The organism is Pseudomonadota bacterium, assembly GCA_039193195.1.
Lineage (GTDB): Bacteria > Pseudomonadota > Gammaproteobacteria > Steroidobacterales > JBCBZW01 > JBCBZW01.
In genome coordinates this window covers 58,104-80,368 of sequence record JBCCWS010000021.1, presented here as the reverse complement: position 1 = coordinate 80,368, position 22,265 = coordinate 58,104, and the positions used below count along the sequence as shown (strand labels likewise).

At 63.9% G+C, this 22,265-nt stretch carries 15 protein-coding genes; 10 read left to right on the top strand and 5 right to left on the bottom strand.

The genetic code is table 11. The features are described from left to right. Nucleotides 1-20: 20 nt before the first annotated feature. On the bottom strand, nucleotides 21-1,121 hold the full coding sequence (locus AAGA68_16495) for a right-handed parallel beta-helix repeat-containing protein (protein ID MEM9386660.1): 1,101 nt from the start codon (nucleotides 1,119-1,121) through the stop codon (nucleotides 21-23). A 155-nt stretch (nucleotides 1,122-1,276) separates the two neighbouring features. Between AAGA68_16495 and AAGA68_16490 the strand changes: the two genes are divergently transcribed. Beyond that, nucleotides 1,277-2,575, top strand: a complete 1,299-nt coding sequence (locus AAGA68_16490; protein MEM9386659.1) for a dihydroorotase — start codon at nucleotides 1,277-1,279, stop codon at nucleotides 2,573-2,575. Between the two features lie 74 nt (nucleotides 2,576-2,649). On the opposite strand, the gene AAGA68_16485 is transcribed toward AAGA68_16490, so the two are convergent. Next, a complete protein-coding gene (locus AAGA68_16485; GenBank protein ID MEM9386658.1) occupies nucleotides 2,650-3,795 on the bottom strand; it encodes an agmatine deiminase family protein in 1,146 nt (381 codons plus the stop codon). 163 nt (nucleotides 3,796-3,958) lie between these two features. Between AAGA68_16485 and AAGA68_16480 the strand changes: the two genes are divergently transcribed. Both AAGA68_16480 and mog read left to right on the top strand, forming a co-directional pair. Further along, entirely contained in the window at nucleotides 3,959-5,170 is a 1,212-nt protein-coding gene (locus tag AAGA68_16480) for a molybdopterin molybdotransferase MoeA (GenBank protein ID MEM9386657.1), read from the top strand. Further along, nucleotides 5,167-5,715, top strand: a complete 549-nt coding sequence (gene mog, locus AAGA68_16475) for a molybdopterin adenylyltransferase (GenBank protein ID MEM9386656.1) — start codon at nucleotides 5,167-5,169, stop codon at nucleotides 5,713-5,715. Before AAGA68_16480 ends, mog begins: the two co-directional genes overlap by 4 nt. A gap of 188 nt (nucleotides 5,716-5,903) precedes the next feature. Here the strand turns inward: mog and AAGA68_16470 are convergent, their stop codons facing one another. Further along, nucleotides 5,904-6,245 (bottom strand): hypothetical protein, encoded by a 342-nt coding sequence (locus AAGA68_16470; protein ID MEM9386655.1) that lies wholly within the window; start codon nucleotides 6,243-6,245, stop codon nucleotides 5,904-5,906. 363 nt (nucleotides 6,246-6,608) lie between these two features. Between AAGA68_16470 and zigA the strand changes: the two genes are divergently transcribed. The 6 genes from zigA (at nucleotide 6,609) to AAGA68_16440 (ending at nucleotide 14,782) form a co-directional block, all read left to right on the top strand. Further along, nucleotides 6,609-7,841: a zinc metallochaperone GTPase ZigA gene (gene zigA / locus AAGA68_16465; protein ID MEM9386654.1), complete on the top strand. Its 1,233-nt coding sequence runs from the start codon at nucleotides 6,609-6,611 to the stop codon at nucleotides 7,839-7,841. A 42-nt stretch (nucleotides 7,842-7,883) separates the two neighbouring features. Continuing rightward, complete coding sequence (locus AAGA68_16460) at nucleotides 7,884-8,315, top strand: hypothetical protein (protein MEM9386653.1); 432 nt, start codon at nucleotides 7,884-7,886, stop codon at nucleotides 8,313-8,315. 824 nt (nucleotides 8,316-9,139) lie between these two features. Continuing rightward, complete coding sequence (locus AAGA68_16455; GenBank protein ID MEM9386652.1) at nucleotides 9,140-9,712, top strand: sigma-70 family RNA polymerase sigma factor; 573 nt, start codon at nucleotides 9,140-9,142, stop codon at nucleotides 9,710-9,712. Further along, on the top strand, nucleotides 9,709-10,767 hold the full coding sequence (locus tag AAGA68_16450) for a FecR domain-containing protein (GenBank protein MEM9386651.1): 1,059 nt from the start codon (nucleotides 9,709-9,711) through the stop codon (nucleotides 10,765-10,767). Before AAGA68_16455 ends, AAGA68_16450 begins: the two co-directional genes overlap by 4 nt. Nucleotides 10,768-10,903: 136 nt before the next feature. Further along, nucleotides 10,904-11,971: a CPBP family intramembrane glutamic endopeptidase gene (locus AAGA68_16445; GenBank protein ID MEM9386650.1), complete on the top strand. Its 1,068-nt coding sequence runs from the start codon at nucleotides 10,904-10,906 to the stop codon at nucleotides 11,969-11,971. Nucleotides 11,972-12,037: 66 nt separating this feature from the next. Further along, on the top strand, nucleotides 12,038-14,782 hold the full coding sequence (locus AAGA68_16440; protein ID MEM9386649.1) for a serine/threonine-protein kinase: 2,745 nt from the start codon (nucleotides 12,038-12,040) through the stop codon (nucleotides 14,780-14,782). A gap of 44 nt (nucleotides 14,783-14,826) precedes the next feature. On the opposite strand, the gene AAGA68_16435 is transcribed toward AAGA68_16440, so the two are convergent. Further along, nucleotides 14,827-16,743, bottom strand: a complete 1,917-nt coding sequence (locus tag AAGA68_16435) for a serine hydrolase (protein ID MEM9386648.1) — start codon at nucleotides 16,741-16,743, stop codon at nucleotides 14,827-14,829. A gap of 129 nt (nucleotides 16,744-16,872) precedes the next feature. On the opposite strand from AAGA68_16435, the gene AAGA68_16430 reads away from it, so the two are divergent. Further along, complete coding sequence (locus AAGA68_16430; GenBank protein ID MEM9386647.1) at nucleotides 16,873-18,759, top strand: acyltransferase family protein; 1,887 nt, start codon at nucleotides 16,873-16,875, stop codon at nucleotides 18,757-18,759. A 46-nt stretch (nucleotides 18,760-18,805) separates the two neighbouring features. Here AAGA68_16430 and AAGA68_16425 read toward each other — a convergent pair whose 3' ends face one another. Beyond that, nucleotides 18,806-21,934 carry a glycosyl hydrolase gene (locus AAGA68_16425; protein MEM9386646.1) on the bottom strand — a complete coding sequence of 1,043 codons (3,129 nt, stop codon included), beginning with the start codon at nucleotides 21,932-21,934 and terminating at the stop codon, nucleotides 18,806-18,808. Between the last annotated feature and the right edge of the window lie 331 nt (nucleotides 21,935-22,265).

Below are 22,265 nucleotides of genomic sequence, written 5' to 3'. Positions count from 1 at the left end.
CGTAGGTAGGACAACTGGGTTCATGGCGCCGGATCCAAAGGAAACAGCACCAACGCCGTGCGAGCAGCCACCTCCACCGTCTGGCCCGTGAGATAGGACTCACCCTCGGCGTCCACACTATCGAAGCTTACCGTTAGTAGAGCCGGTTCATCGGTCTCATTGATTAGGGTCTCTAAGCGTTCCGCCTGCGTACGGAACCGCCCGCTAGCCCGTACCACCGACACGTCCTCTAGCGCGATTGGCAACTCCGTGGAGTAACTGCTGAAGACAAGCCAGGCAGCACTGGACATCTTCTCCGCTCGTAGGTAGGCAGTTTGCGTGGTCGACGGCACCGGCAAGAAGCGATGTGGCTGCTCGGTCATCGGCGCTGCCGTCTCCGCGTCCCACAGCTCAGGGGCGGCGTAAGCTTGTATGCCGCTTAGCGATTGACCCCGCCAATCCACGCGAAAAGCCTCGCCGATTTCAAGCGGGCCGACGTCTGCTATCAGAAACACAAAGTCGAGCGCATCACTGCCGAGCCAGCGCAAGTTCAGCTGGCCATTGCTGTCGTCGGACCAGTACGTTTGGGCGTGCGGTTCCGGCGACGGCGTCCAGCCCTCGACGTCTCTATCGAAGCTGCCGTTGGCCAAGCGCTCATTCCCTGGACCGGTCTCGATGAAGGTAGGCAACCGAACATCGCAGATAGTACTGGTGGTGTCGAGTCCACTGAACGATACCCAGTCCCCAAGCTCCAGCACACTCAGATCGAAGTCGAAGCCATCAACATCCTGCAACACCACGGCTGGACCGTACGGGCTGCAGTACGCGTTACGCGCGAGTTGCCCGAGCTTGCTCACGTCGAACAGCGGGTCGAGGGAGAAGATGGTGATACTCGCTTCCGCGCCAGCACTCAGGAAGGTGTTGCCCTCGATACTCAGGCCCTTGTTGGTCACGGGGTCGGCTTCCTCGTCGTAGACGAAGTCCAGCGCCGCCCTACGCGTGTCGACCACGAGATTATCACGCACGTTGATTGTCAGCGCGTTGTGCAGCTTGATTCCCGAGTATCCTCCTCGAACGATGGTATTGCCGATGACATCGATCGCGCGCGAGTTATCGTCGATGTAGATCCCATGGTCGAGCACGAGGTCAGCGTCGAAGCCGCCCGCTCGGTCGCCGCGTGCGTCGCGGATCAGCCCTTAGCGAGTTGCTGTTGTCGATCCGTAGGGGTGGGCTCGGGTAAGCTAGGAGCTCACCGTGGAGCAACGCCGTCACAGAGTCGTTTACAAGGCAGACGCTAGTGTCCAAACACCTCCGCCACCCCGGGCCGTTTTTGATCCGTAGGGTGCGTTTGATCGACACCCTAGAAGGCGTAGATGACAAGGTTGATCTCGTCGTCGACAGGGAAGGCGTGAGGATCGCTGATGGACCCGTCGACGGAGCTCAAGTCTTGGAGGGAGACGGACTTTGGGCGCTCCCTGGCCTGGTGGACCTGCAGGTGCACTTTCGCCAGCCCGGGTTCGAGTACAAGGAGACGATCGCCGCGGGCAGTCGCGCTGCGTTTGCAGGTGGAGTGACCTCGGTGATCGTCATGCCTAACACCAACCCCGCGTTGGATACGCCAGATCGCGTACGCTTCGAGAGCGAGGAGAGTGAGCGCGTTGGAGGCGCGCGGGTGTTGGTAGCTGCCGCGGTGACGCGAGGCCTCAACGGGGAAGATCTGACGGATCACGGTGCACTGGCGAAGGCGGGCGCCGTGGCGGTGACCGACGATGGCTTGCCGGTGATGGACGATGGGGTGATGGAGCACTCACTGCGTGCTTGTGCGACTCACGATCTGCTCTTCATGCAGCACGCCGAGGATCTTTCCCTGACGCATCATGCGCCGATGACGGAGTCGGAGGTATCGCGGGCGATCGGCGTCAAGGGCCAGCCAGCTGATGCGGAAGGCGTGATGGTCGAGCGGGATGTGGCACTAGCGGAGCGCACGGGCGCTCGCTACCACGTGTTGCACACCACCACCGCGCGCAGCCTGGTGGCGATTCGCGCCGCCAAGGCCAAGGGCTTGCCGGTGAGCTGCGAGGTCTCGCCACACCACATCTTGCTCACCTACGAGGCGTGCCGCGGCGCGGATCCCAACACGAAGATGAACCCGCCGCTGCGCTCGGAGGATGACCGGCGGGCGCTCATCGAAGCACTCGTCGATGGGACGGCCAATGCGGTCGCCACGGACCACGCACCCCACAGCGATGAAGAGAAAGCTAAGGGCTTCACGGAGGCGCCCTTCGGTGTGGTCGGCTTAGAGACGGCGTTGGCCGCCGTGCTGAGCTTCGTTCACGACGGTACGCTGAGCGAACGCAGGGCGGTTGAGCTGTTGACATCCGGCCCGGCTCAGGTGCTTCGCCGGCGCGATATCGGCACCGTGCTCGGTGAGCGTGCTAATGCAGACCTTTGCTTGGTCGATCCCCATCGCGAGTGGACGGTCAGCCGCGAGTCCTTGCACGGCAAATCGAAGAATTCCGCATTTCTAGGCCGCACCTTCCGGGGTAAGGTGGTGGGCACGTTCTTTGGTGGCGAGCTGCGCTTCGACGACAGGTAGCGGCAGGCGCGCGCACCGAGGCGCTAGGTGCTCTGCGAGGGGTCGCTGATCGAGGCGCGGTCGATTGCGGGGCGCTACTCCACCACCGGCTGCTGCTGCGTGACGCAGTGGACCATGCCGCCGTACAGATACAAGTTCCGAACGTCTACGCCGATGACCTCACGATTCGGGTAGGCGGACTGCAAGATGTCGCGGGCCACGGCGTCGTTCGGGTCGCCGTAGGTTGGCATGAGCACCACCGAGTTGGCGGTGTAGAAGTTGACGTACGAGCCCTTGAAGCCGAGGTCGTAGCCCCACTCGGTGATGACGTCATTCGCGCTCAGCGGTAGCTGCACGATGCGATAAGGCTCGCCCTCAGCGTCCGTTGCTGCCAACAGGCGCACGGCGTCTTCGGCGGTGAGTCCGTAGTACACGAGATCTGCGGCTTTCATTGTGACGATCGTGTGAGGATCGGCGAAGCGGGCTAGGCCGTCGATGTGCGTGTCCGTAATGTCCACTTGCCCGCCCGCTTGTCCATCCAGCCAGATGAAGTTACGGATGCCGAAGGCCTCGCTCAGTGCGGCTTCCACATCGGTCTGGGTCAAGGTTGGGTTGCGATCGGGTTCGAGGATGGAGCTGCGCGTGGCCATCAGCGTGCCGCGCCCGTCCACTTCAATTGCGCCGCCTTCGAGCACGACTTCGGAGAGATCGACCCGAGGAATCCCCAGCGAGGACGCCACGGTAATGGGCACCACGTCGTCTAGGCGGAAGGGCGCGTCCAGGCCCCAACCGTTGAAGCCCCAGTCGGTGGCTTGCAGCTGGTCATCGGTATCGTTAAACACGAAGAGGGGGCCGTTGTCCCGCACCCAGGTGTCGTTGGTCTTTGCGATCAGAAAATCGATCTGGGAGAGCGGGATACCCGCCTCGCGCAAGCGCCGCAGGATTCGACGCTTCTCGCGCTGGTCGTAGGCGATAATTCTCACCCGCTCGCTGGTGACCAGGGCCGCTGTCATCTCGATCCAGGTCGATTCGATCCGGTTTCGATACACGCGGCCGTACTGGTAGTGGTGGGGCCACTGCAACCAGGTGGCTTCGTGCGGCGCGCTCTCGTCGGGGAGAAAGCCGGCGGCATGGGCGGGCAGCATCGGCACGGCGAGCGCGCTAATCAGCGCAAGGGCGGTGGCGCAGCAACCGGCGGCGCGCCGGGCAAGCCTGCGGCGTGCTAAGCGGGTGTGTTTCATCGTGTTCTCGAGACGTGTCCCTCAATGCGCTCAGTGTACCTGCGGACCTCGAAGATCGGGAGAGAGGAAGCAGATGGTGTTCGAGCGGCCTGGTGGTGAGGTGCGTTGAGCAGAGCCGCTTCAGGCATTGACGCACTTAGCAATGGTCGCGCAGCATGCGCCCATGCTTACCTTCGCCGAATCTCAGGAGCGCCTCGCGGCGCTCGACGCGGGCACGCGCGCCTTGCGCACGCAGAAGATCCCGCTGGCGGATGCCCTAGGGCGTGTGCTCAGCGCGGATGTCGCCATCGACCAAGATCAGCCCGGTTTTGACCGAGCCACCATGGACGGCTTCGCCGTGGTGCCCGACGGTGGATCGACCTACCGCATCGTCGGGACCTTGCTCGCCGGGCAGATGTTCGACAGCGAACTCACGCCCGGCAGCGGGGTGCGTATTATGACGGGTGCGCCTGCGCCCGCGGACACGACGGTCGTACCGATCGAGAGCGCTGAGGGTTTTACCGAAGGCGATGCAAAGGTCGAGCTGAGCGAGCCACCGCCGCCGCGTAAGCACATCGCCTGGCGCGGCGAGGACGCGCGTCAGGGAGACGTACTGGTTGCCCGTGGCACGCGACTCGCGCCCGCGCATCTGAGCGTCGCCGCAATGGCTGGGGCCAATGCCGTCGAGGTGTTCCAACGCCCACGAATCGGCGTGGTGACCACCGGCGACGAGGTCGGCGGCGCGGGCGCCGCCGGCATCCGCGACAGCAATGGCCCGCTGCTCGACGGGATCATGGCCGCGATCGGAGCGAGCGTCGAGCGCCGCCACGCGCGCGACGACAGCGATGCGCTAGAGGCGGCGCTCCGCAGCGCGGCCGAGGCCACCGACGTGGTGGTCACCACCGGTGGGGTGAGTATGGGGACCCACGATCTTGTCCCGCAGACCTTGAGTGCACTCGGCTTCGAGACCGTCTTCCACCGCGTTCAGGTGCAACCGGGTAAGCCCGTGCTGGTTGCCCAACGCACGGACGGCTCGCTCTTCGTGGGCCTGCCCGGAAACCCTGTGAGCGTTCTCGCCACGGCGCATCTGTTCCTACTGCCGGCGATCGGTAGCCTGCTCGGCGGCTGGCGCCCCACCTCGCTCGAACTGCCCATGAGCGAGGATTGGGTGCATCGTGGCAAACGGCACCTGTTTCTGCCCGCACGCATCGAAGACCGAGGGGTCAGGCCAATGCGGTGGAACGGGAGCGGAGACCTGATCGCCGCGGCGGCTGCCGACGGTCTCGTCGAGTTTCCTGTCGGCGCCACTCTGCGCGCTGGCGACCCGGTGCGCTTCATGCCGTACCTCGGTCATGCGCTGCAGGAGCGCGCGATCCTACCGGAGCGTTCACGATGAGCGAGCAGCAGGCGACCAAGGCACGAATCGGCGTCGTCACCGTGTCCGACCGCGCCAGCCGCGGCGAGTACGAGGATCTCGGCGGTCCCGCGATCCATGCGACCTTCGAGGAGTACCTAACCAGTCCCTGGGAGGCCGTGGCGCGCGTGATCCCGGACGAGCAGGCAGTGATCGAGCAGACACTTAGGGCACTCATTGACGATGAAGGCTGCGACCTTGTCGTCACCACGGGGGGAACGGGCCCCGCACTTCGCGATGTCACGCCCGAGGCCACCGATGCTGTCGTCGAGAAGCCGATGCCGGGCTTTGGCGAACTCATGCGCCAGGTGAGCCTCCAGTATGTGCCCACGGCAATCCTGTCGCGGCAGACGGCTGGTATTCGAGGTAAGGCGCTGATCGTGAACTTGCCTGGCAAGCCGAGTGCCATCCGCCAGTGCCTCGATGCGGTGTTCCCGGCGATCCCCTATTGCCTAGACCTCACCGGGGCTGCCCGCTTAGACGCCGATGCCGAGGTGATCTCCGTCTTCCGCCCTAAGAAGAAGTGATGGAACCATGTTGGCGAACGGACCACTGCCGAGAGGGCGCCGGCGGAGCGCGGGCGCCTCGACTTCCGTGTCAGTTTCGGCTGACCGCCGGCATCTAGGCGCAGATGAGCTGCGTGGAACACCCCGGTTCGGGGCTCGTCACCTCTATCGCGAACGTAGGTTTACTTCTGCGTTCGTTGAGGGAACCCCTACGGCTGCGCCCCCTCGTGCTGAGCGCGACCCGGTAGCTCGGCGTAGAACCCGCCGCCGTCAGCCTCAGGAAGTGGATGGAATCGGGTGATCAGTCCCTGCCTCCTCGCTTGCAGTAGTTGCTGGCCGACCGGGAGGAAGAGCGTCTCACCGCTGGTAGCGGTTGCCGGATCGATGCGGATCACCACGCTCGTTAACGCTTCTGGCTGTCGCTGTTCCAGCATCTGGGTGATGGCCGCGCGCGCGGTCAATAGGGGGACACCTCGCAAGTCGAGCGTGTGCTCGCCGTTCGCGAGGTTGCCGACAAGCGCACGCACAGTCTCGTGATCAAACATTGGCATGGCGGAGGTTCTTGCTAGGTCCAAAACGTTACGTTATAACATTACATACCGCGCGGTGTATCCACGGCTCAGGCGCAGCTGCGAAGGCCGGTCACCGCGGCGGGCGAATCTCTTCAGCTGCGCCGGGAGGTTAACGGGCAGCTTGATACGCCCAACAACCTTCGCACAGAGCGCTGCGGGCGCTCGGATTACTGTACGGGCGTTGGTCCCGTCGTCAAGGACGGGGCGCGCACCCGATCCCACGTGGTTCTGGCTGAACGGGCTTTCCTCGGCATCTGCGCAAGCTGATGCGGTCTGAATTCGCCCAATCCTGACCGCCCGCGGCACCTGATCTTCGTAGGCCACAGGTGAGGACTTGATCCCTTGAACCAGCAACCCAGCTCCAACGACGCTCGCCTTCCCGTTACCGTGCTGTCGGGGTTTCTTGGCGCCGGCAAGACCACGGTGCTCAACCAGGTGCTAAACAACCGCGAAGGGCGTCGCGTCGCGGTTATCGTGAATGACATGAGCGAGGTCAACATCGATGCCGCGCTCGTCGAACGCGGCGGTGCTGAGCTCTCGCGGACAGATGAGAAGCTGGTTGAGATGTCGAACGGGTGCATCTGCTGCACCCTGCGCGATGACCTGCTCGTCGAGGTCTCGCGCCTTGCCAAGGAGGGGCGCTTCGACTACCTACTCATCGAGTCTACGGGAATCTCCGAGCCCATCCCCGTGGCACAGACCTTCACCTTCGAGGACGAGGACGGGGTAAGCCTAAGCCATGTCTCACGCCTCGACACGATGGTCACGGTCGTAGATGCGGCGAGCTTCCTGAGAGACTACAACGCTGCCGATGCTCTGAAGGATCGGGGCGAGTCTCTCGGTGAGGAGGATGAGCGCACGGTTACGGACCTGCTCATCGATCAGATCGAGTTTGCCGATGTCATCGTGTTGAACAAGCTCGACCTGGTGACCGACGATCAGGCCCTCGAGGTGCAGGCCATCATCAAGGCGCTGAACCCTGGCGCGAAGGTCCTGCCGGCGACGCAAGGCCGAGTGCCTCTAGAAAGCGTGCTCGACACGGGCCTGTTCGACTACGACAAGGCAGCAAGCTCGGCGGGATGGATTCGCGAGCTGCAGGGTGAGCATGTGCCAGAGACCGAGGAGTACGGCATCTCCAGCTTCACCTATCGAAAATCAAAGCCTTTCGACGCCGAGAAGCTCGCTACTTTCCTAGCGGACGAGAGCAACTGGCTGGGCGTGCTTCGCTCAAAGGGGTTCTTTTGGGTAGCGGCCGACCATCGAGTTGCCTACGAGTGGGCGCAAGCGGGTGGTGTCAACAACGTGAACGCTGCTGGAATGTGGTGGGCCGCGGTGCCACGTGAGCACTGGAACCAACCCGACGGTCAACGACCTGACCAGCAGCCGACCTGGCATCCTCGCTTCGGCGATCGGTCTCAGCTGCTCGTTTTTATCGGTCAGAAGATGGACGAGGAGGCGATGCGGGCTGGCCTGGACGCATGCCTGCTCGACGAGCGCCTCGCCGCTGCTGAGAGCTCGGCCTGGACGGCACTTTCGAATCCGTTTCCCGAGCTTCGCATGGGTAACGCAACCTAATGACGGGCAGGGGATGTAAAGCTACGGGTTGCGTACGATCGAGTGTTTAGCGTCGAGCGCAGTCGCCTGCCCCCCTCCACCGCCCCGGCGCCCATTCAACGGTTCGGTTCTGGCGAGACGGTATTTGGTAGCGCGCGCGAGGTCGCAGCGCGCGTAATCGAGGAGGGCAGCGCACCCCAAAAGCGCATAACTGACTCCCTCGCCGATCAGGTTCGGGAGTGCACCTATGAGGGCGACAAGCGCCGGCGCTACGTGGCGGCCGGTGCGAGTTACCTCAAGCGAAAGCGCCCCCGTTTGCAGCGGTGCTACGACGTCGTCGTGATAGGGGCTGGCGTGCATACGGCGAGCTTTCTGCACACCCTCAAGCGGGCTCACCCGCACCTGAGCGTATTGGGCGTCGAAAGGACGGCAACGATCTGCGCCACCTTTAGGATAAGGATATCGATGCAGTGGATGGTGCTTATGACGTGGTGAGTGCGCACCAGACCGAAAGGGCTCGCAGTGTCGTCCTAGCGAACGGGCTTGGCCCTCGGGAGGCGTGATCGAGTTCTTCTGGGATGGGGAGGCGCCCGTTGCGCTATCGGTGGAGCGTTGGCAAGACACGAGGGCGCGTATCCGCTGCGTTGGGGAGCGATTGGTGTCGGTGTTGCCTAAGGCGAATTCTTTGGAGCTGATGGCGGGTGAGGAGCGACTGGAGTGCGTTTGGTGTTCGACTGCACTGGCCGATCGAATGCATTGAGTGCGAAACTCCCGAAACGCGAACACGAGTTCATCCACGGGGATATCGCGCTTTGTGGCGGCCAGTGGAACGCCGAGCTAGAGCACTTCGTCGCGCTGCCAGGAACCCTCAGCAAGCGGAGGCTCGCGTGCAGGCTGAAGGGAGAGCGCATCTTCTTTCTGGGCAGTGCCGCGCCCTTGGAGGAGTTGATAGACAATCGTGAGGCCAGAAACGGCGCCTTCCGATACCAGGAGCAGCGAGTGAGCCTCACCAACAGCAAGTGGTCGTTGGAGCATACATTGCCGCGCACAGTAGCGTTCGCGGAGCGGTTTACCGCCTTTAGCCATCTAGCGGGCAGATCGCGCAACGCGCCCGATAGATCACCCGATTGCTCGCGCTGACGCTGGTCTGCATGGGCCGTGCCATGGTGATGATCGCCGTATGATGGTGATGATCCGATCGGCAGTCATCCGATCGTTCCGTGCGCCTCCGTGCCGCCGCCTGTAGAGTGCTGGGTCGGCGGGGCTTTCCTTGGGCCTCCGCGCTGAGCGCAGATCACCCTCGCGCAATGGGACACTCGATGGAAGGCCAGTCCAAATCCTTGCTACTGGTGTTAGAGGAGTGCCGGCCCACGCTCAAGCGATTCCTGCATCAGCGCTTGGGGTGCGATGAGGCCGCGGAAGACGTGCTTCAGGCCCTGTCCGAGCGTCTCCTGGGACGGGCGAGCGCGGAGCGTGTCGACAACCCTCAAGCCTACGTTTTTCGAGCAGCAGCGCACGCGGCACACTCCCACGCGCGTGGGGCAGACAGGCGTGCCCACTACGAGTCGACGGCCAATGCGCTCGAGGAGCAGGCCGATTGGCGGGACCCTGAGCGGGAAGCACTTGCAGAGGAGGCACTAGCGTCGGTTCAAGAGGCGCTCGGGGAGCTACCTCTGCTCACGCAACGTGTGTTTATCGCCTTCAGGGTCAACGGTGAAGCGCAGCGTGCCATCGCGCAGCGCTACGGCGTCAGTCTGTCGACCGTCGAAAAGCATCTGGCCAAGGCATCCATCCACTGCCGCCGCCGACTTAAGGAGCGGGGTCTCACGGGAGACGCGGGTCGTGTGCGCCGTGGAGGTGAACGCAAGGGAAGGAAAGGCAGCCGACCATGACGGAACCTGGTGATGCCCACCGCGATGCGGCGCCGCCGGAAGCTTTGGTAGAGGCCGCTTTGCAAGTGCTGATTGCTACGCAAGGGCTTGCGCCAACGCAACGCTTGCAACAGCTGTATGACTGGCGATGCCAATCACCGAATCACGCGGCGGCGCTTCGTGAAGCCGAAGCGACATGGAAGCTGCTCGGCCGTGTGCCCGACGAGCCGCTCGGCACGCTCGGCCGTGCCAGGCTCGCCACCGAAGCCGCGCTCGCCAGCGTGAGGGATTATCCGGTACGGGTCGCTGTCGGCATGTGCCTTGTCGCTGGCCTGGTGCTCATCCCCCTTCTCAGCGATGTCGATTCGCGCGCTGGTCTAACAGTGGATTTGTACGAACGGTACCTGACGTATGGCAACGTTGCAGTCGAGCGCATGACCACGGCCCACCGAGAGCAGCGTGAAGTAGCGCTGCCAGGGGGCGCGACACTCTGGCTGAACTGGAACTCCGAAGTCCTGATCGGTCAGCTTGACGATGTTGTCCATGTCGATGTTCGGTTGGGCGATGCGCTGTTCTCGATCCCGAAGACCCAACGCTTGGCTGTGGTGGTGCATGCGGGGGAAGCGCTCGTACACCCCGAGCCGGGGGAGTTCGCCGTCCATTCGCACAGCCCTCGGGATGCCGTGTTCCAGGTCCGTCATGGCTCGATTCGAGTTACCGGCGCGCGCGAGCGAGCGCCGCAGCGCGTCGGCGCAGCGCAGCAGACCTTCCTCCTAGCAGGCAAGGCGCATAAGATCGCACGGGTAGACGTTGCGAGCATCGCGGCCTGGCAGAAGGGCAAGCTCGTGTTCGATGAGCGATCTCTCACCGTGGTGCTGCATGCGCTGAGTCACTACACCGATCGTAAGCTGAGCGTTGGCGCGATTGCTGAGGACCTTGCCGGGGTATCGGCTGTCTATCCGATCGATCGGGCTGAGTCGGTACTGCTCGAGCTAGCAGCCGCCTACGACTTGGAGCTCGTCGAACCGTCCGAAGATGAGTGGCTCGTACAATCCGCCGGCTTGCGCGAGTTCTGACCCTTCCTCGGTGGGGCTGCCGGCGTATTCGTCGATCGTCGAGGGCGGCGGCGCAACAGGGCTGGTGGGCAGACATGGCTAACCAAACCTTGAGTTGCCGCATCAGAGACTGGGGTGCAGCCACCGGATCTTAGCCATGCAAGAGCCCCAGACGCCGTGGATCGCGATGATGCCCACAGCCTCAGATGGCCCTAGGGTGGGACTCGTTCGTTGCCTCGCCGCCGTTGGCGAGGTCGTCTTCGTGCTGCTCGCACTCACGCTGCTGGCGCGCCTGCTGTTTTCCCTGTTGGGATTGACAGATGCCGATGCTTACCTATTCCCAGCGCAGGGCGAGGTGGATTTCCGCGGGGCCGCAAAGGCGGAGGCAAGTTGGCACGCCCTGCGCTACGGTTTGGCTTTACTGGTGGTGGTGCTCGTCGGTGGGATTCGGCGGCGGCGAAGCCTCGCGAGCTACGGCGTGACCCTCGGGACAAGCAGCCCGCTAGGACTGATTCAGTACGGTCTCGTGCTGTTCGCGGTTACCCACCCCCCGACGCTGTTGCTAAGCATGGCAGATCGGGCCTTCTCCCTCGGGCCGGGGCTCCCCTTCTGGCGCCTCATGGAGGAGGTGCCGTGGGATGGGGACTTTTGGCTCTTCATGGCCGTGTCGAGTTTCCTCGTGGTGCCATTGGTGGAGGAGTTCATGGCGCGTGGCTATCTCCTCGGTCGCCTGCGCGAGTCCTTCTCTGCGGGGGGCGCCCTGGTGGTGATGGGCGTTCTCTTCGCGGTCGCTCACACCCAGTATCACCGAGCCGACCTACTCTCCTTGGGCAGCCTGCTCACGCTGGTGTACGGCTCGGTGGTGTGGGGGTACGCGGTGTATCGAACCGGTTCGCTGATACCCCCGATGGTTGCCCACGCCTTGGTCAACATCCCGCTCGCCGAGGCGCTCGAGCCCTATCTCCTGGTGGCGTCAGTGGGCACGGTGCTCGTCCTTCGCAAGCAGATCGTTCAGAACGCTCGGTGTCTGACCCATTTGTTTGTAACCGCGCAAGACTGGGCGTACATCGCCGCTGTGTGCGTGCTACTGGTGGCGTTCGGGGCGACGCTGCGAGTACCCACGGCGCCCTACCTTTGGCTGCTAGGGTTCGTAGCGTTCTTCATCGTGAGCTTGCGAACTCCCTCGAAGTGGTCTTCGGCCGATCTTGCGCAGAACGCGAGCTAAGCGCCCTTCGTGCTCTTACCGGCCTACGTGCACTAGACTAAAGCCGACCTCTGATCGGAACGGATCATGAGTAACCCAAACGATACGGCACAGCGCAACTGGCAGCGCGTTCAGGACGTATTCTTCGACGCTCTCGAGCAACCGGAGCACCGGCGGCGCGAGTTCATCGCGCAGCGTTGTGGTGAGAACGATGGGCTTGCGCAAGAAGTCCTGTCCCTACTCGAAGCCCACGACAAGGGTGGCACGTTCCTAGAGGGCTTCGGCGAGGCGGCCGAGTCCCTGCTGGCGGACGGGTTGGTACGCGGCGATGCAGTCGGGCCCTTTCGCGTGCTCGAGACGATCGGCCGGGGCGGCATGGGCACCGTGTGGCTGGCCGAACGCACGGACGGGGAGTTCCAACAGCAGGTCGCGATCAAGCTCATCAAGCGCGGCATGGACACGGATGAGATTCTCGCGCGCTTCCTGCGTGAGCGACGCCTCCTCGCACAGCTAGAACATCCCAACATCGCCAGATTCCTGGACGGCGGTGTTACCGACGATGGCCTGCCATGGTTCGCGATGGAGTACGTGGAGGGCAAGCCGCTGATTGAGTACTGCGACGAGCAGGGCCTCGATACCGCGACGCGCCTGCACCTGCAGTGCAAGTTGTGCGACGCGGTGGAGCACGCCCATCGCAAGCTCATCGTGCACCGCGACCTGAAGCCATCCAACGTACTCGTCACCGCCGACGGCGAACCGAAGCTTCTCGACTTCGGCATCGCGAAATTGTGTGGAGCTGATGATGGCGATCAGCAGCTGACGCACTCGGGGGTGCGGGTCATGACACCCCTGTTCGCAGCGCCTGAGCAAGTGCTTGGCCAACCGGTCACCACCGCCACGGATGTATACGCCCTCGGGTTGATCCTTTACGAGTTGCTGGTAGGCGCTCTGCCCTATCCTCCTCAGCACCAGTCCGGCCCGACGCTGCTACGCGCGATCGTCGAGACCCCTGCTGAGCGACCATCGGTGCTCGCTCGACGGACGGATACCGGCGCGGCGCAGGAGACGACTCCGGCGCTTCGCCAGCGCCTGGTCAGGCGCCTGAAGGGCGACTTAGACCGCATTTGCCTGAAGGCCGTGCACAAGGAGCCAGCGCGTCGCTACGCCTCCGCGCAGGCGCTCGCAGATGACCTGGTGCGCTTCCGCAAGGGATACCCCGTGCTCGCGCGCCCGGACTCCTTGGCCTACCGAACGCGCAGATTCGTCGCCCGAAACAGAGTGGCCGTGGGCGCCGCTGCACTGGCGTTTATCTCTCTCTTAGGCGGCTTGATGGGCGCCGTCTGGCAGGCGCAGATCGCCTCCGCAGAAGCGGTTCGCGCCGAGCGGGTCAAGCGGTTGTTGATCGACATCTTCGAAGTGAATCGTCCAGGCGCGCAGGCCGGCACGGAGCTGACGGCCGCGGAGATTCTGGACACCGGGGCGGAGCGGGTCGCCGCGCAGTTGGCCGGCGAGCCTGACTTGCAGGCGGAACTGCTGCAGGTGGTGGGCACCCTGTACGAGAGCCTCGGCCGCCTGGACGATGCGCAGCGCCTCCTGCAGCGGTCCCTGGAGGTGATGGACGAGCTCGATGGCGATCCGCGCGAGCTGCGAGCGCAGGGCCTGCAGCACCTGGGTCGCGTGTATTTCGAGCGCGGCGAGCATGAGCGGTCAGAAGCACTGGGACGGCAGGCGCTTGCGCGCTTCGAAGCCCACTCGACGCGTGATCGCCCAGCCTACGCCAAGGCACTTGGCGATTTGGCCATCGCCCTGTCGGAGGCCTCGAAGTACGAAGCGGCGGACCCCCTTCACCGCCGTTCCCTCGCCATGTATCAGCGGCTCGATGGCGAGCGCAGCTTGAGTGCGGCTGGGGCGCTCCACGACCTGGCCCAGCATCTGAAGTGGCAGGGCCACTTCGACGAGGCGGAGCCTCTCTATCGACGGGCCTTGGAGATTAAGCTGGACGAGCTCGGTGAGCGCCATGAGAGCGTGGCGCTGACTCAGGGTAACCTAGGGGTAATGCTGGGTCAGCGTGGGGACTACGAGGAGGCGGAGCCCCTGCTAAGAGCTTCCTACGATATTGACCGCCGCATCCTCGGGCCAGAACATCCCACCACCGTGCTTCGGCTGAACAACTTGAGCATGTTCTACTACGTCACCGCCGACTACGTCACCGCCGAGCCGCTGATGCGCGAAGCGCTGGCGCACAACCGACGCCTCTTCGGTGCAGATAACGAGCGGGTGGCGACAAACCTGCACAATCTAGCCAACATCCTGGTGGAGACGGATCGCCGCGACGAGGCCTTGCCGGCGCATCGCGAAGCACTAGCCATTCGCCGCCGCGTCCTGGAGGCAGCGCATCCACGCATCGCCCAGTCTCTAAAGAGCCTCGGACGATTGGAACTTTCGTTTGGCCATGTCGAGGAAGCTGAGCGGATGCTCTCCGAGGCGCGCGAGATCGCCGACCAGAGCCTGTCACCCAGCCATCCGATCTACATTTCCGTTCTCATCGCTCACGGTGCCATGTCGCTCGCCGGTGCGGACCTCGCGGCAGCTGAGCGTACCTTAGGGCAGGCCGTTGCCCTTGGCGTACAGCACCTGGGGGCTGATAGCCGCGAGCTCGCCGAAGCGCGCAGCTTGCTGGGGCGCTGTCTGATCGCCTTGGAGCGCCGGGATCAAGCGCTGCCCTTGCTAAGGTCAGCCTTAGTGTCTTTGGATGTGCCCGCCCGTGCCCAGGACCCTCTACTGGCTGCAACCCGTAGCGCCATAGAGCAGATCACACCGGCCGAGCTGTAGGGGCAAAAGCGGGTGCGAGGCGATCGAGCGACCTTGCGCCATGCTCAGCTACCCACGACGTTAGGGGAGTATCCCCAGATCGTGATCCCGATCCAGCCATACGACCAAAGATAGCCGGTGAATGCGAACAGCAGCATCGAGGTGAAGCCAGCGTGAAGTCGGGACCAATCCGAACTGCTGCGATTGGTCAGGGCGGCTACCATGCCAAGCACGGCGCACAACATCGTGACCCAGCCGCCGTACTGCAGGGCAAGCGAGTAGATCGACGGTCCGCCGAGCGCAGCGATAGGATCGGCGCTCGCGCCGAGCATCAAGCCGGCGACGGCACCGCCCAGGGCTAGCACGCTCAGGAACGGCCAGAGCCATACACGCCAGCGGTTGCTCTCGCGCAACGCGCCAAGGGGATAGGCGATGACCCAGATGGCCGCGAACAGCAGCGCCGCGATGACCGCGATGACCACGGTGGCAAGGAAAGCCAAGCGGGCGAGTACGTCTAGGGCAGATACCTCTCGCAAGGTGTTGTTGAAGCCCGCGAAGGCTTCGAGCGCTCCCGATGGACCGTCGTAGAAGAGCAGTTCGGGCTTGGCGCGCCCCTCGCCGACAAACAGGCCGTCGCCGATGGGAAGGTAGCGCTTGCGCTCGCCGCCTAGCAGCGGTGTCATCTCGAGCGTGTCCCCCGCGGCTTCGATGCGCACGACGCCCGTGAGATCACTGATCAGCCGGGCGAACTCATTGCGCGGCGTGAAGGGGCGATAGAACCCAACGAAGCGCTCTAGGTTATCCGCATCCGCCGGCGACGGCGCCGCATCCGCGGGCGGATACTGCTTGTTGAGGTAGCTCGCCAGCAGCTTGCGTACTGCGCGGAAGGTCACGCCGTCGGGCGAGTTGATCATCATGGCAAGGCCCACCCCGGCGTCCTTGCGGTAGGCGTAGGTGCTGATGAAGCCGTCGATACCGCCGTCGTGGCCGCGGTACTCGACTTCGTCGAAGAAGTTCGCGTAGTTGCCGAGGCCGTAGCCGTGAGCCAGGCGCTGCTCGCCGGCCAGGGATGTGGTGGGCGTCTCGATTCGCTCGATGGCGGCGGCCGAGATGATCTGCTCACCGTCCACCTCGCCGCGTCGAATGAGCAGACGTGCCAGCTGACCGAGATCGCGCACCGACAGACTCAGGGAGCCCGACGCGCTGGCCCAGATGCGCGTGTAGGGGCTGGCGCTGCCATCTGGCCGGTAGCTGGTCGCGGTCGATTCCGCCGTCTCAGTCGACTGATCGAAGGTGGCCGTTTCGGCGCCGATGGGACCTAGTACCAGCGTCTGCGCCAACTCCTCGAAGCTGCGCCCGGTCACCTTCTCCAGCACGAAGCCCATGGAGGCGGGGCCCGAGTTGGCGTAGGACCCGTAGCGCCCGGGGCGCCAGCGGGAGGTGCGCGAGCGGGGATTGAAGCGCAGGCCCTGCTCGGTCGAGGGATTGGGGCCGAAGTCGCGATACTCGCTGATGTGGATGTCATCCCAGCCGGTCGTGTGCTCGAGCAGGTGGACCAGCCTGACCGGATTGTCGTCCTCCCAGCGATTGGTGAACTCGATCTCCGGCGCGAGCTCCCGCAGCGTCGCGTTGAGATCGAGCAGGCCATCCTCAGCGAGGCGAGCTGAGATCAGGCCCGTGATGCTCTTGGAGATGGAGCCGGCGCGAAACGGCGTATCTGGCGTGGCGGGCGTTAGCGACGCCTTGTCGGCGTAGCCAAAGCCCTCGGCCCACAGCAGGCCGTCCGCATTCACCAGGGCGGCGACCAGCCCTACGGCGCTCTCGCTTTCCTGTACGGTCTTGGCGATACGCTCGGTGAGTTCCTCGAGCGTGGTTGGCGCCTCAAAGGTCTCCTCGGGTATGTCCTGGGCGATGGCGCTGCCATAGGCCATCGCGCAGACCATCGTCAACACCCTAAGCCTCACCGCTAGCTGCATAGTCATTCCACCTCAAGATACCCGTGACGGGCAAGCGTGAGCAGCCTACACGAAGGACGCGTCATGCTTGCCAGGTATCGTCCGCTTAGCGCTATCATGCGCGGCCCTAGGTAAGGCAAGAGCTGTGCGTCGCAAGTGAAGTACCGCGCTGAGATGGACGGCCTGCGAGCCCTCGCCGTGGTGCCGGTCATCGCGTTTCACGCGGGCTGGAAAGCGGTGAGCGGGGGCTTTGCCGGCGTCGATGTGTTCTTCGTGATCAGCGGGTTCCTGATCACCACGATCTTGCTCGAGGATATCGAGCACGATCGCTTCAGCATCAGCCATTTCTACGAGCGACGGGCCCGGCGCATCCTGCCGGCCTTGATCGCCGTGCTCGCTGTCAGCGCCTTCGCCGCCTGGGTGATGATGCTGCCCCATGACTTTGTGCGCTTGGCCCGGGAGCTCATGGCCAACGCCACCTTCACCAGTAACGTGCACTACACGCTGAGCTGGGGTTACTTTCAGGCCTGGCGTCTCCCGCCAGTGTTCCTCAACACCTGGAGCCTCGCCGTGGAGGAGCAGTTCTACGTGCTGTTCCCTCTGCTGCTGCTCTTCTGCAAGGGCACGCCTGGCAAGCGCCTGTTCCTTTACTTCGCGGTACTGCTCGTCGTCTCCCTGGTCTGGGCGGAGGTATCTTCCCGCCTGTTTCCGCAGGCGGCGTACTACCTGCTGCCGAGCCGCGCGTGGGAGCTATTGACGGGAGCGCTCGTCGCGGTCTTTCTACGCGACGGGCTAGGCTCTGGGTACGTATCCAAGCGTACGAGCACGTTAGCAAGCACCTTGTCGATCACCGGGCTCGTGCTGATCTTCGTGTCCTTCTTCGCCATCGATGATCGTTTGCGCTATCCCTCGCTCGCGACCGTGCCGCCCGTGCTCGGCACGGCGTTATTAATCGTCTTCGCGCGCGCCGATCAGGTGTGGGCAAAGGCCTTGTCCGCACCGGCCGTCGTGTACACGGGAAAGATCTCCTACAGCCTGTACCTGTGGCACTTCCCGGTCCTTATCCTGCTGCGCTACGCCTTGGCGCCGCAGTACGATGCCTGGTTCATCGGCGCCTGCGGCGTGCTCATCACCGTGGTGCTCGCGGTGCTGACTTATCACCTCGTGGAGCAGCCGTTCAGGCGAAAGCGCCTCCTAGCGTCGCGTCGCGCCTTGCTAGCCACCTCCGCTGTCGCCCTCGTCGTGTGCGCAGCCATCGGCCTCGGCGGTCACCTAAAACGCTTGACCCCTTACTCGGTGCTCCGCCATCCGGGCCTCAACCACTTGCTTACCAGCCCAGGACTCCCGGGTGGGGTGGGGATTCGACGGTGCGCGGCCACCAACGCGCGCACCGAGTGCCGTCTCGTGTCGGGAGGCGAGGGCACCTCGACGGCGCCGCGTCGTGAGTTCCTTATCGTCGGCGATTCGCACATGGCAGATCTGATCAGCCCGCTCGCTCAGCTCTTTGCCGGCCAGGATCAGGTGGGCCTATCGGCCCGGGTGACCTACGCGTGCACCTTCATGCCCGCGACCTTTGAGAACTGGCGCGGCGCGTGCGGGAAGGCCCGCCAGCGGCTCGATGCCATCCAGCCAGAGCGGGCGACGGACGTGGTGTTCACGGTGAACTTTGTGAGGGCCATGAACCGGCGAACCCCGGCGGAACGGGTCGAGGAGCTCGGCTCGTTGCTGGAGATGGTCGACACCCTGGCCGCGCGCGGCGTCACGGTGCACCTGATCACCCATCGACAGGTTTACAACATCGAGCCGACCCGCGCCTTCGTCATGCCCGCGCTGACGGCCGAAACCTTGTCCGTGCCGCCGGAGCTGTTCGACTTCTACGACGCGTCTGAACGGCGAGGTGCGCGCGTCTACCGGCCAAAGGAGAGCTGGCCGCCGTTGGCGCCGCACCTGCTGTACAAGGATGCGGGGCACCTGTCGGTGGAGGGTGCCGGCGCGTTTTTGCGCTATGTGGGTATTCGATCGCTCGGCGATCTGACCCACTAGGGCGCACGTGGACCAGTCGCCGCCCGAACGCGAGCGCGTGATTCGATCAGGGCACGGCAAGCAACTCTATGCCTTGCTCCTCAACCATCCGATTGATCTTCGGCAGGCGATCGTTGATCAGCTGCTCGAGGGCCGCCACCTCCTCGTCGATCTGCGCCGAGACCTCCTTCCGGTACGCGACTCCCTGATCCGTTGGCCGGAAGTCACCGGCAGACTCATGGGTCGCCAGATACGCGAGGCGATTGTTTAGTTTGATTCCGAAGTTAAGCGGATCCTGAAAGGCCTCGTTGCGCGTCTCGTGCAGGTTGCTCTCGATCGTCGTGGCCTCCTCGCGCAAGGTGTTGATGGCCTCTTGTAGCGCCGCAGCACCGGGCTTGTCCTGCAGCTTCCCTTCGAGGTAGTCGAGATCCGCGCGCAGCGCGCGCACATCGATCACGGCCTGGTGGGCCTGGCTCAGCTTGTCCCTGACCTGGATCAGGAAATCGAACTGCGCCTGGAGGTCGGCTCGTGAGCTCTTCACGCGCGGGTCCTTGAGGATCTCGAACGCCTGCTCGCTGCTCGCACCGTTGACGCTCAACCTCGCGCGGTAGTTGCCAGGCACGGCCACGGGGCCCTTTGTGTTCGCCGAGTACAGAATGATTCCGTCGAAGGACAGGGCGTCGGGATAGCGCATGTCCCATACGAAGAGATTCGATCCGGACTCCACTTCCAGCTTCAGGTCCTCGTTATCCTCGTCCGAAGCATCGCTGGAGAAGCGCTTGATGAGTGTTCCGTCTGCTTCGAGGATCTCGAGGCTTACGATATCGCCCTCCTGCGGGTCTTCGGGGAGATTGAAGTACAGCATCACGCCTTCAGGGTGGTTCTCTCCTTCCAGCAGCGCGTCACGCTTGCCGCGGCCTTGGCGGCGCATGCGGTAGCTGGGCTTTGGCTGAAACAGGTGAACGCTCGCCTTTGCTGCCTCTTCGTTCAGCTGATGGAGCGGCGAGAGGTCATCGATGATCCAGAAGCCGCGGCCCTGGGTCGCCACGATGAGGTTGCGGTCGCGCACCTGCAGATCGGTGATGGGCACGTCGGGCAGGTTCAGTTGGAAGGACTGCCAGCTCGCCCCGTCGTCGAAGGACACGTACATGCCGTATTCGGTGCCCGCGTACAGCAGGCCCTCGCGCTGTGGATCGGCGCGTAGTACTCGAGTGAAGTGAAGAGGCTTGATACCGGCGGTGATCTTCTTCCAGCTCTTGCCGTAGTCTGTGGTCTTGTACAGGTAGGGCTTGAAGTCGCCGGTCTTGTAGAGCGTGCCTGCCGCGTAGGCACCGCCGGGTCTGAGGGGGTGGAGGTCGATGGAGTTCCACATCATTAGCCTGGGCGCGTCAGGAGGAGTCACGTCCTGCCATGTCTCACCGTCGTCGCGCGTGAGGTGAAGCAGGCCGTCGTCAGACCCCGTCCACAGCACGCCCGGTTCGTGCCGACTCTCCTCGGCGGTGAGGATCGTCGCGTAGTACTCCACACCGGTGTTGTCTTGGGTGATCGGCCCGCCGGAAGACACCAGCGTCTGCGCAATGGCGCGCGTGAGGTCCGGACTGATGGTCTGCCAGTCCTGCCCTTCTGTCCTCGACACGTGTACTCGATGTGAGAAGGCGTAGAGTCGCTCCGGGTCGTGCTGGGAGAAGAACGTCGGGTAGTTCCAGTTGAAGCGGTATTTCATCACTTCCACGCCGGAACCTGCCGGATTCAGCGGCCAGACGTTGATGGCGCGGCGCTGGCCGTTGGCGTGGTTGTAGCGGTTTAGGTATCCCTTGAAGGTGCCGCCGTACACGATGTCGTTATCGTTCGGATCGATCGCGTGGTAGGCGCTTTCGCCACCGGCGGTGATCTCCCAGTCTTGCTCCGTGATCGCGTTGCCGTTCGTGCGGTGGTAGATGCGAATGGCGGAGTTGTCCTGCTGGGCGCCGTAGATGCGGTAGGGGAAGTGATCGTCGGTGGCGATGCGGTAGAACTGGGCCGTGGGTTGGTTGTGGTAAGTGGACCAGCTCTGCGCGCCATCGGTGGAGACCTGTGCACCGCCATCGTCGGCGATGATCATGCGCTGGTTGTCGTTCGGGTCGATCCAGAGGTCGTGGTGGTCGCCGTGGGGGGCGCGGTGCAGGGTGAAGGTCTTGCCGCCGTCTTCGGACACGGCGTAGGACACATTCATCACGTACACGCGGTTCTCGTTCTGGGTGTCTGCGATGATGCGGGTGTAGTACCAAGCGCGAGAGCGCAAGGCGCGGTCGCTGTTCACCTTGTGCCAGGTCTCGCCGGCATCATCCGAGCGGAAGACCCCGCCGTCTTCGGCTTCGATCAGCGCCCATATCCGATCGGGGTTAGCCGGTGATACGGTCACGCCGATGATGCCGAGGGGACCATCAGGAATATTAGGTAGATCCGTGAGCTTCGACCACGTTTCCCCCGAGTCGCTGCTCTTCCACAGATGGGAGTCGGGCCCGCCGCTTGAGAAGCCGTGCGGTGTACGTCGCACGTTCCAGGTGCTCGCGTACAGGATGCGCGGATTGCCCGGCTCAAAGACGAGATCCACCGCTCCCGCGTCTTCGCTGGCGTAGAGGACCTTCTCCCACGTCGCGCCGCCATCCGTGCTCTTGTAGACGCCCCTCGCCTCGCTTGCCTGCCAAAGATCTCCCATCGCTGCCACGTACACGGTGTCGGGGTCGCTTGGGTGCACGCGGATGCGGCCGATGTGCCGAGTGTCCTCGAGGCCGATGAAGCGCCAGCTCTTGCCGGCGTCCGTGGACTTCCATACGCCAAAATTCGAGGACACGTTTCCGCGCACGGTCTTCTCGCCGAGACCGGCGTAGATCACGTTGGGATCGGACTGGGCCACGGCGACGGCGCCCACTGATCCGCCGAAGAACCCGTCGGAGATGTTGCGCCACTTGGTGCCGCCGTCGTCGGTCTTCCAGACACCGCCACCGGAGGAGCCGAAGTAGTAGGTGTCCCGATCATCCGGAACGCCGGTCACGGTGGCGGAGCGGCCTCCTCGGTATGGACCGATCAACCGGTATTCGATCGCGTCATAGAGGGTGGCCTCGTAAGTGGCACTCGCCGAGGCGACGGTCGGGGGGAGCAGAAAGACCAGGGCGGGCAAGAAGGAGGCGAGGATCAGGTGCTGCGGTGTTCTCATCAGTAGGTTCCGGTCACGCGGGCAAAACGGCGTATGCGGGCAATCACCGCGAAACGCGCCAGCCCGCGGCTTCACCTGGTGAGAATAGCAAGCGACGGTTTTGCGAGGGTGGTCGTTCCCGGCGTTAGCGCAGCTGCCCTGGAGGCGGCGCAGGCGGACGAGTACAACCAGTCGCCCCCCTGTTCGTAATGATGTGCACCCTGCTGAGGTTGGTTGGACCGCCAATTGCCAGCGATCAGGAATGCGGGCTTCGAAGACGAGCCCTTGGCTGCGCGAATCCGAACGCGGCGCGCACCGATCGCAGTCACCAGACTTCGTGCTTAGGGCCGAA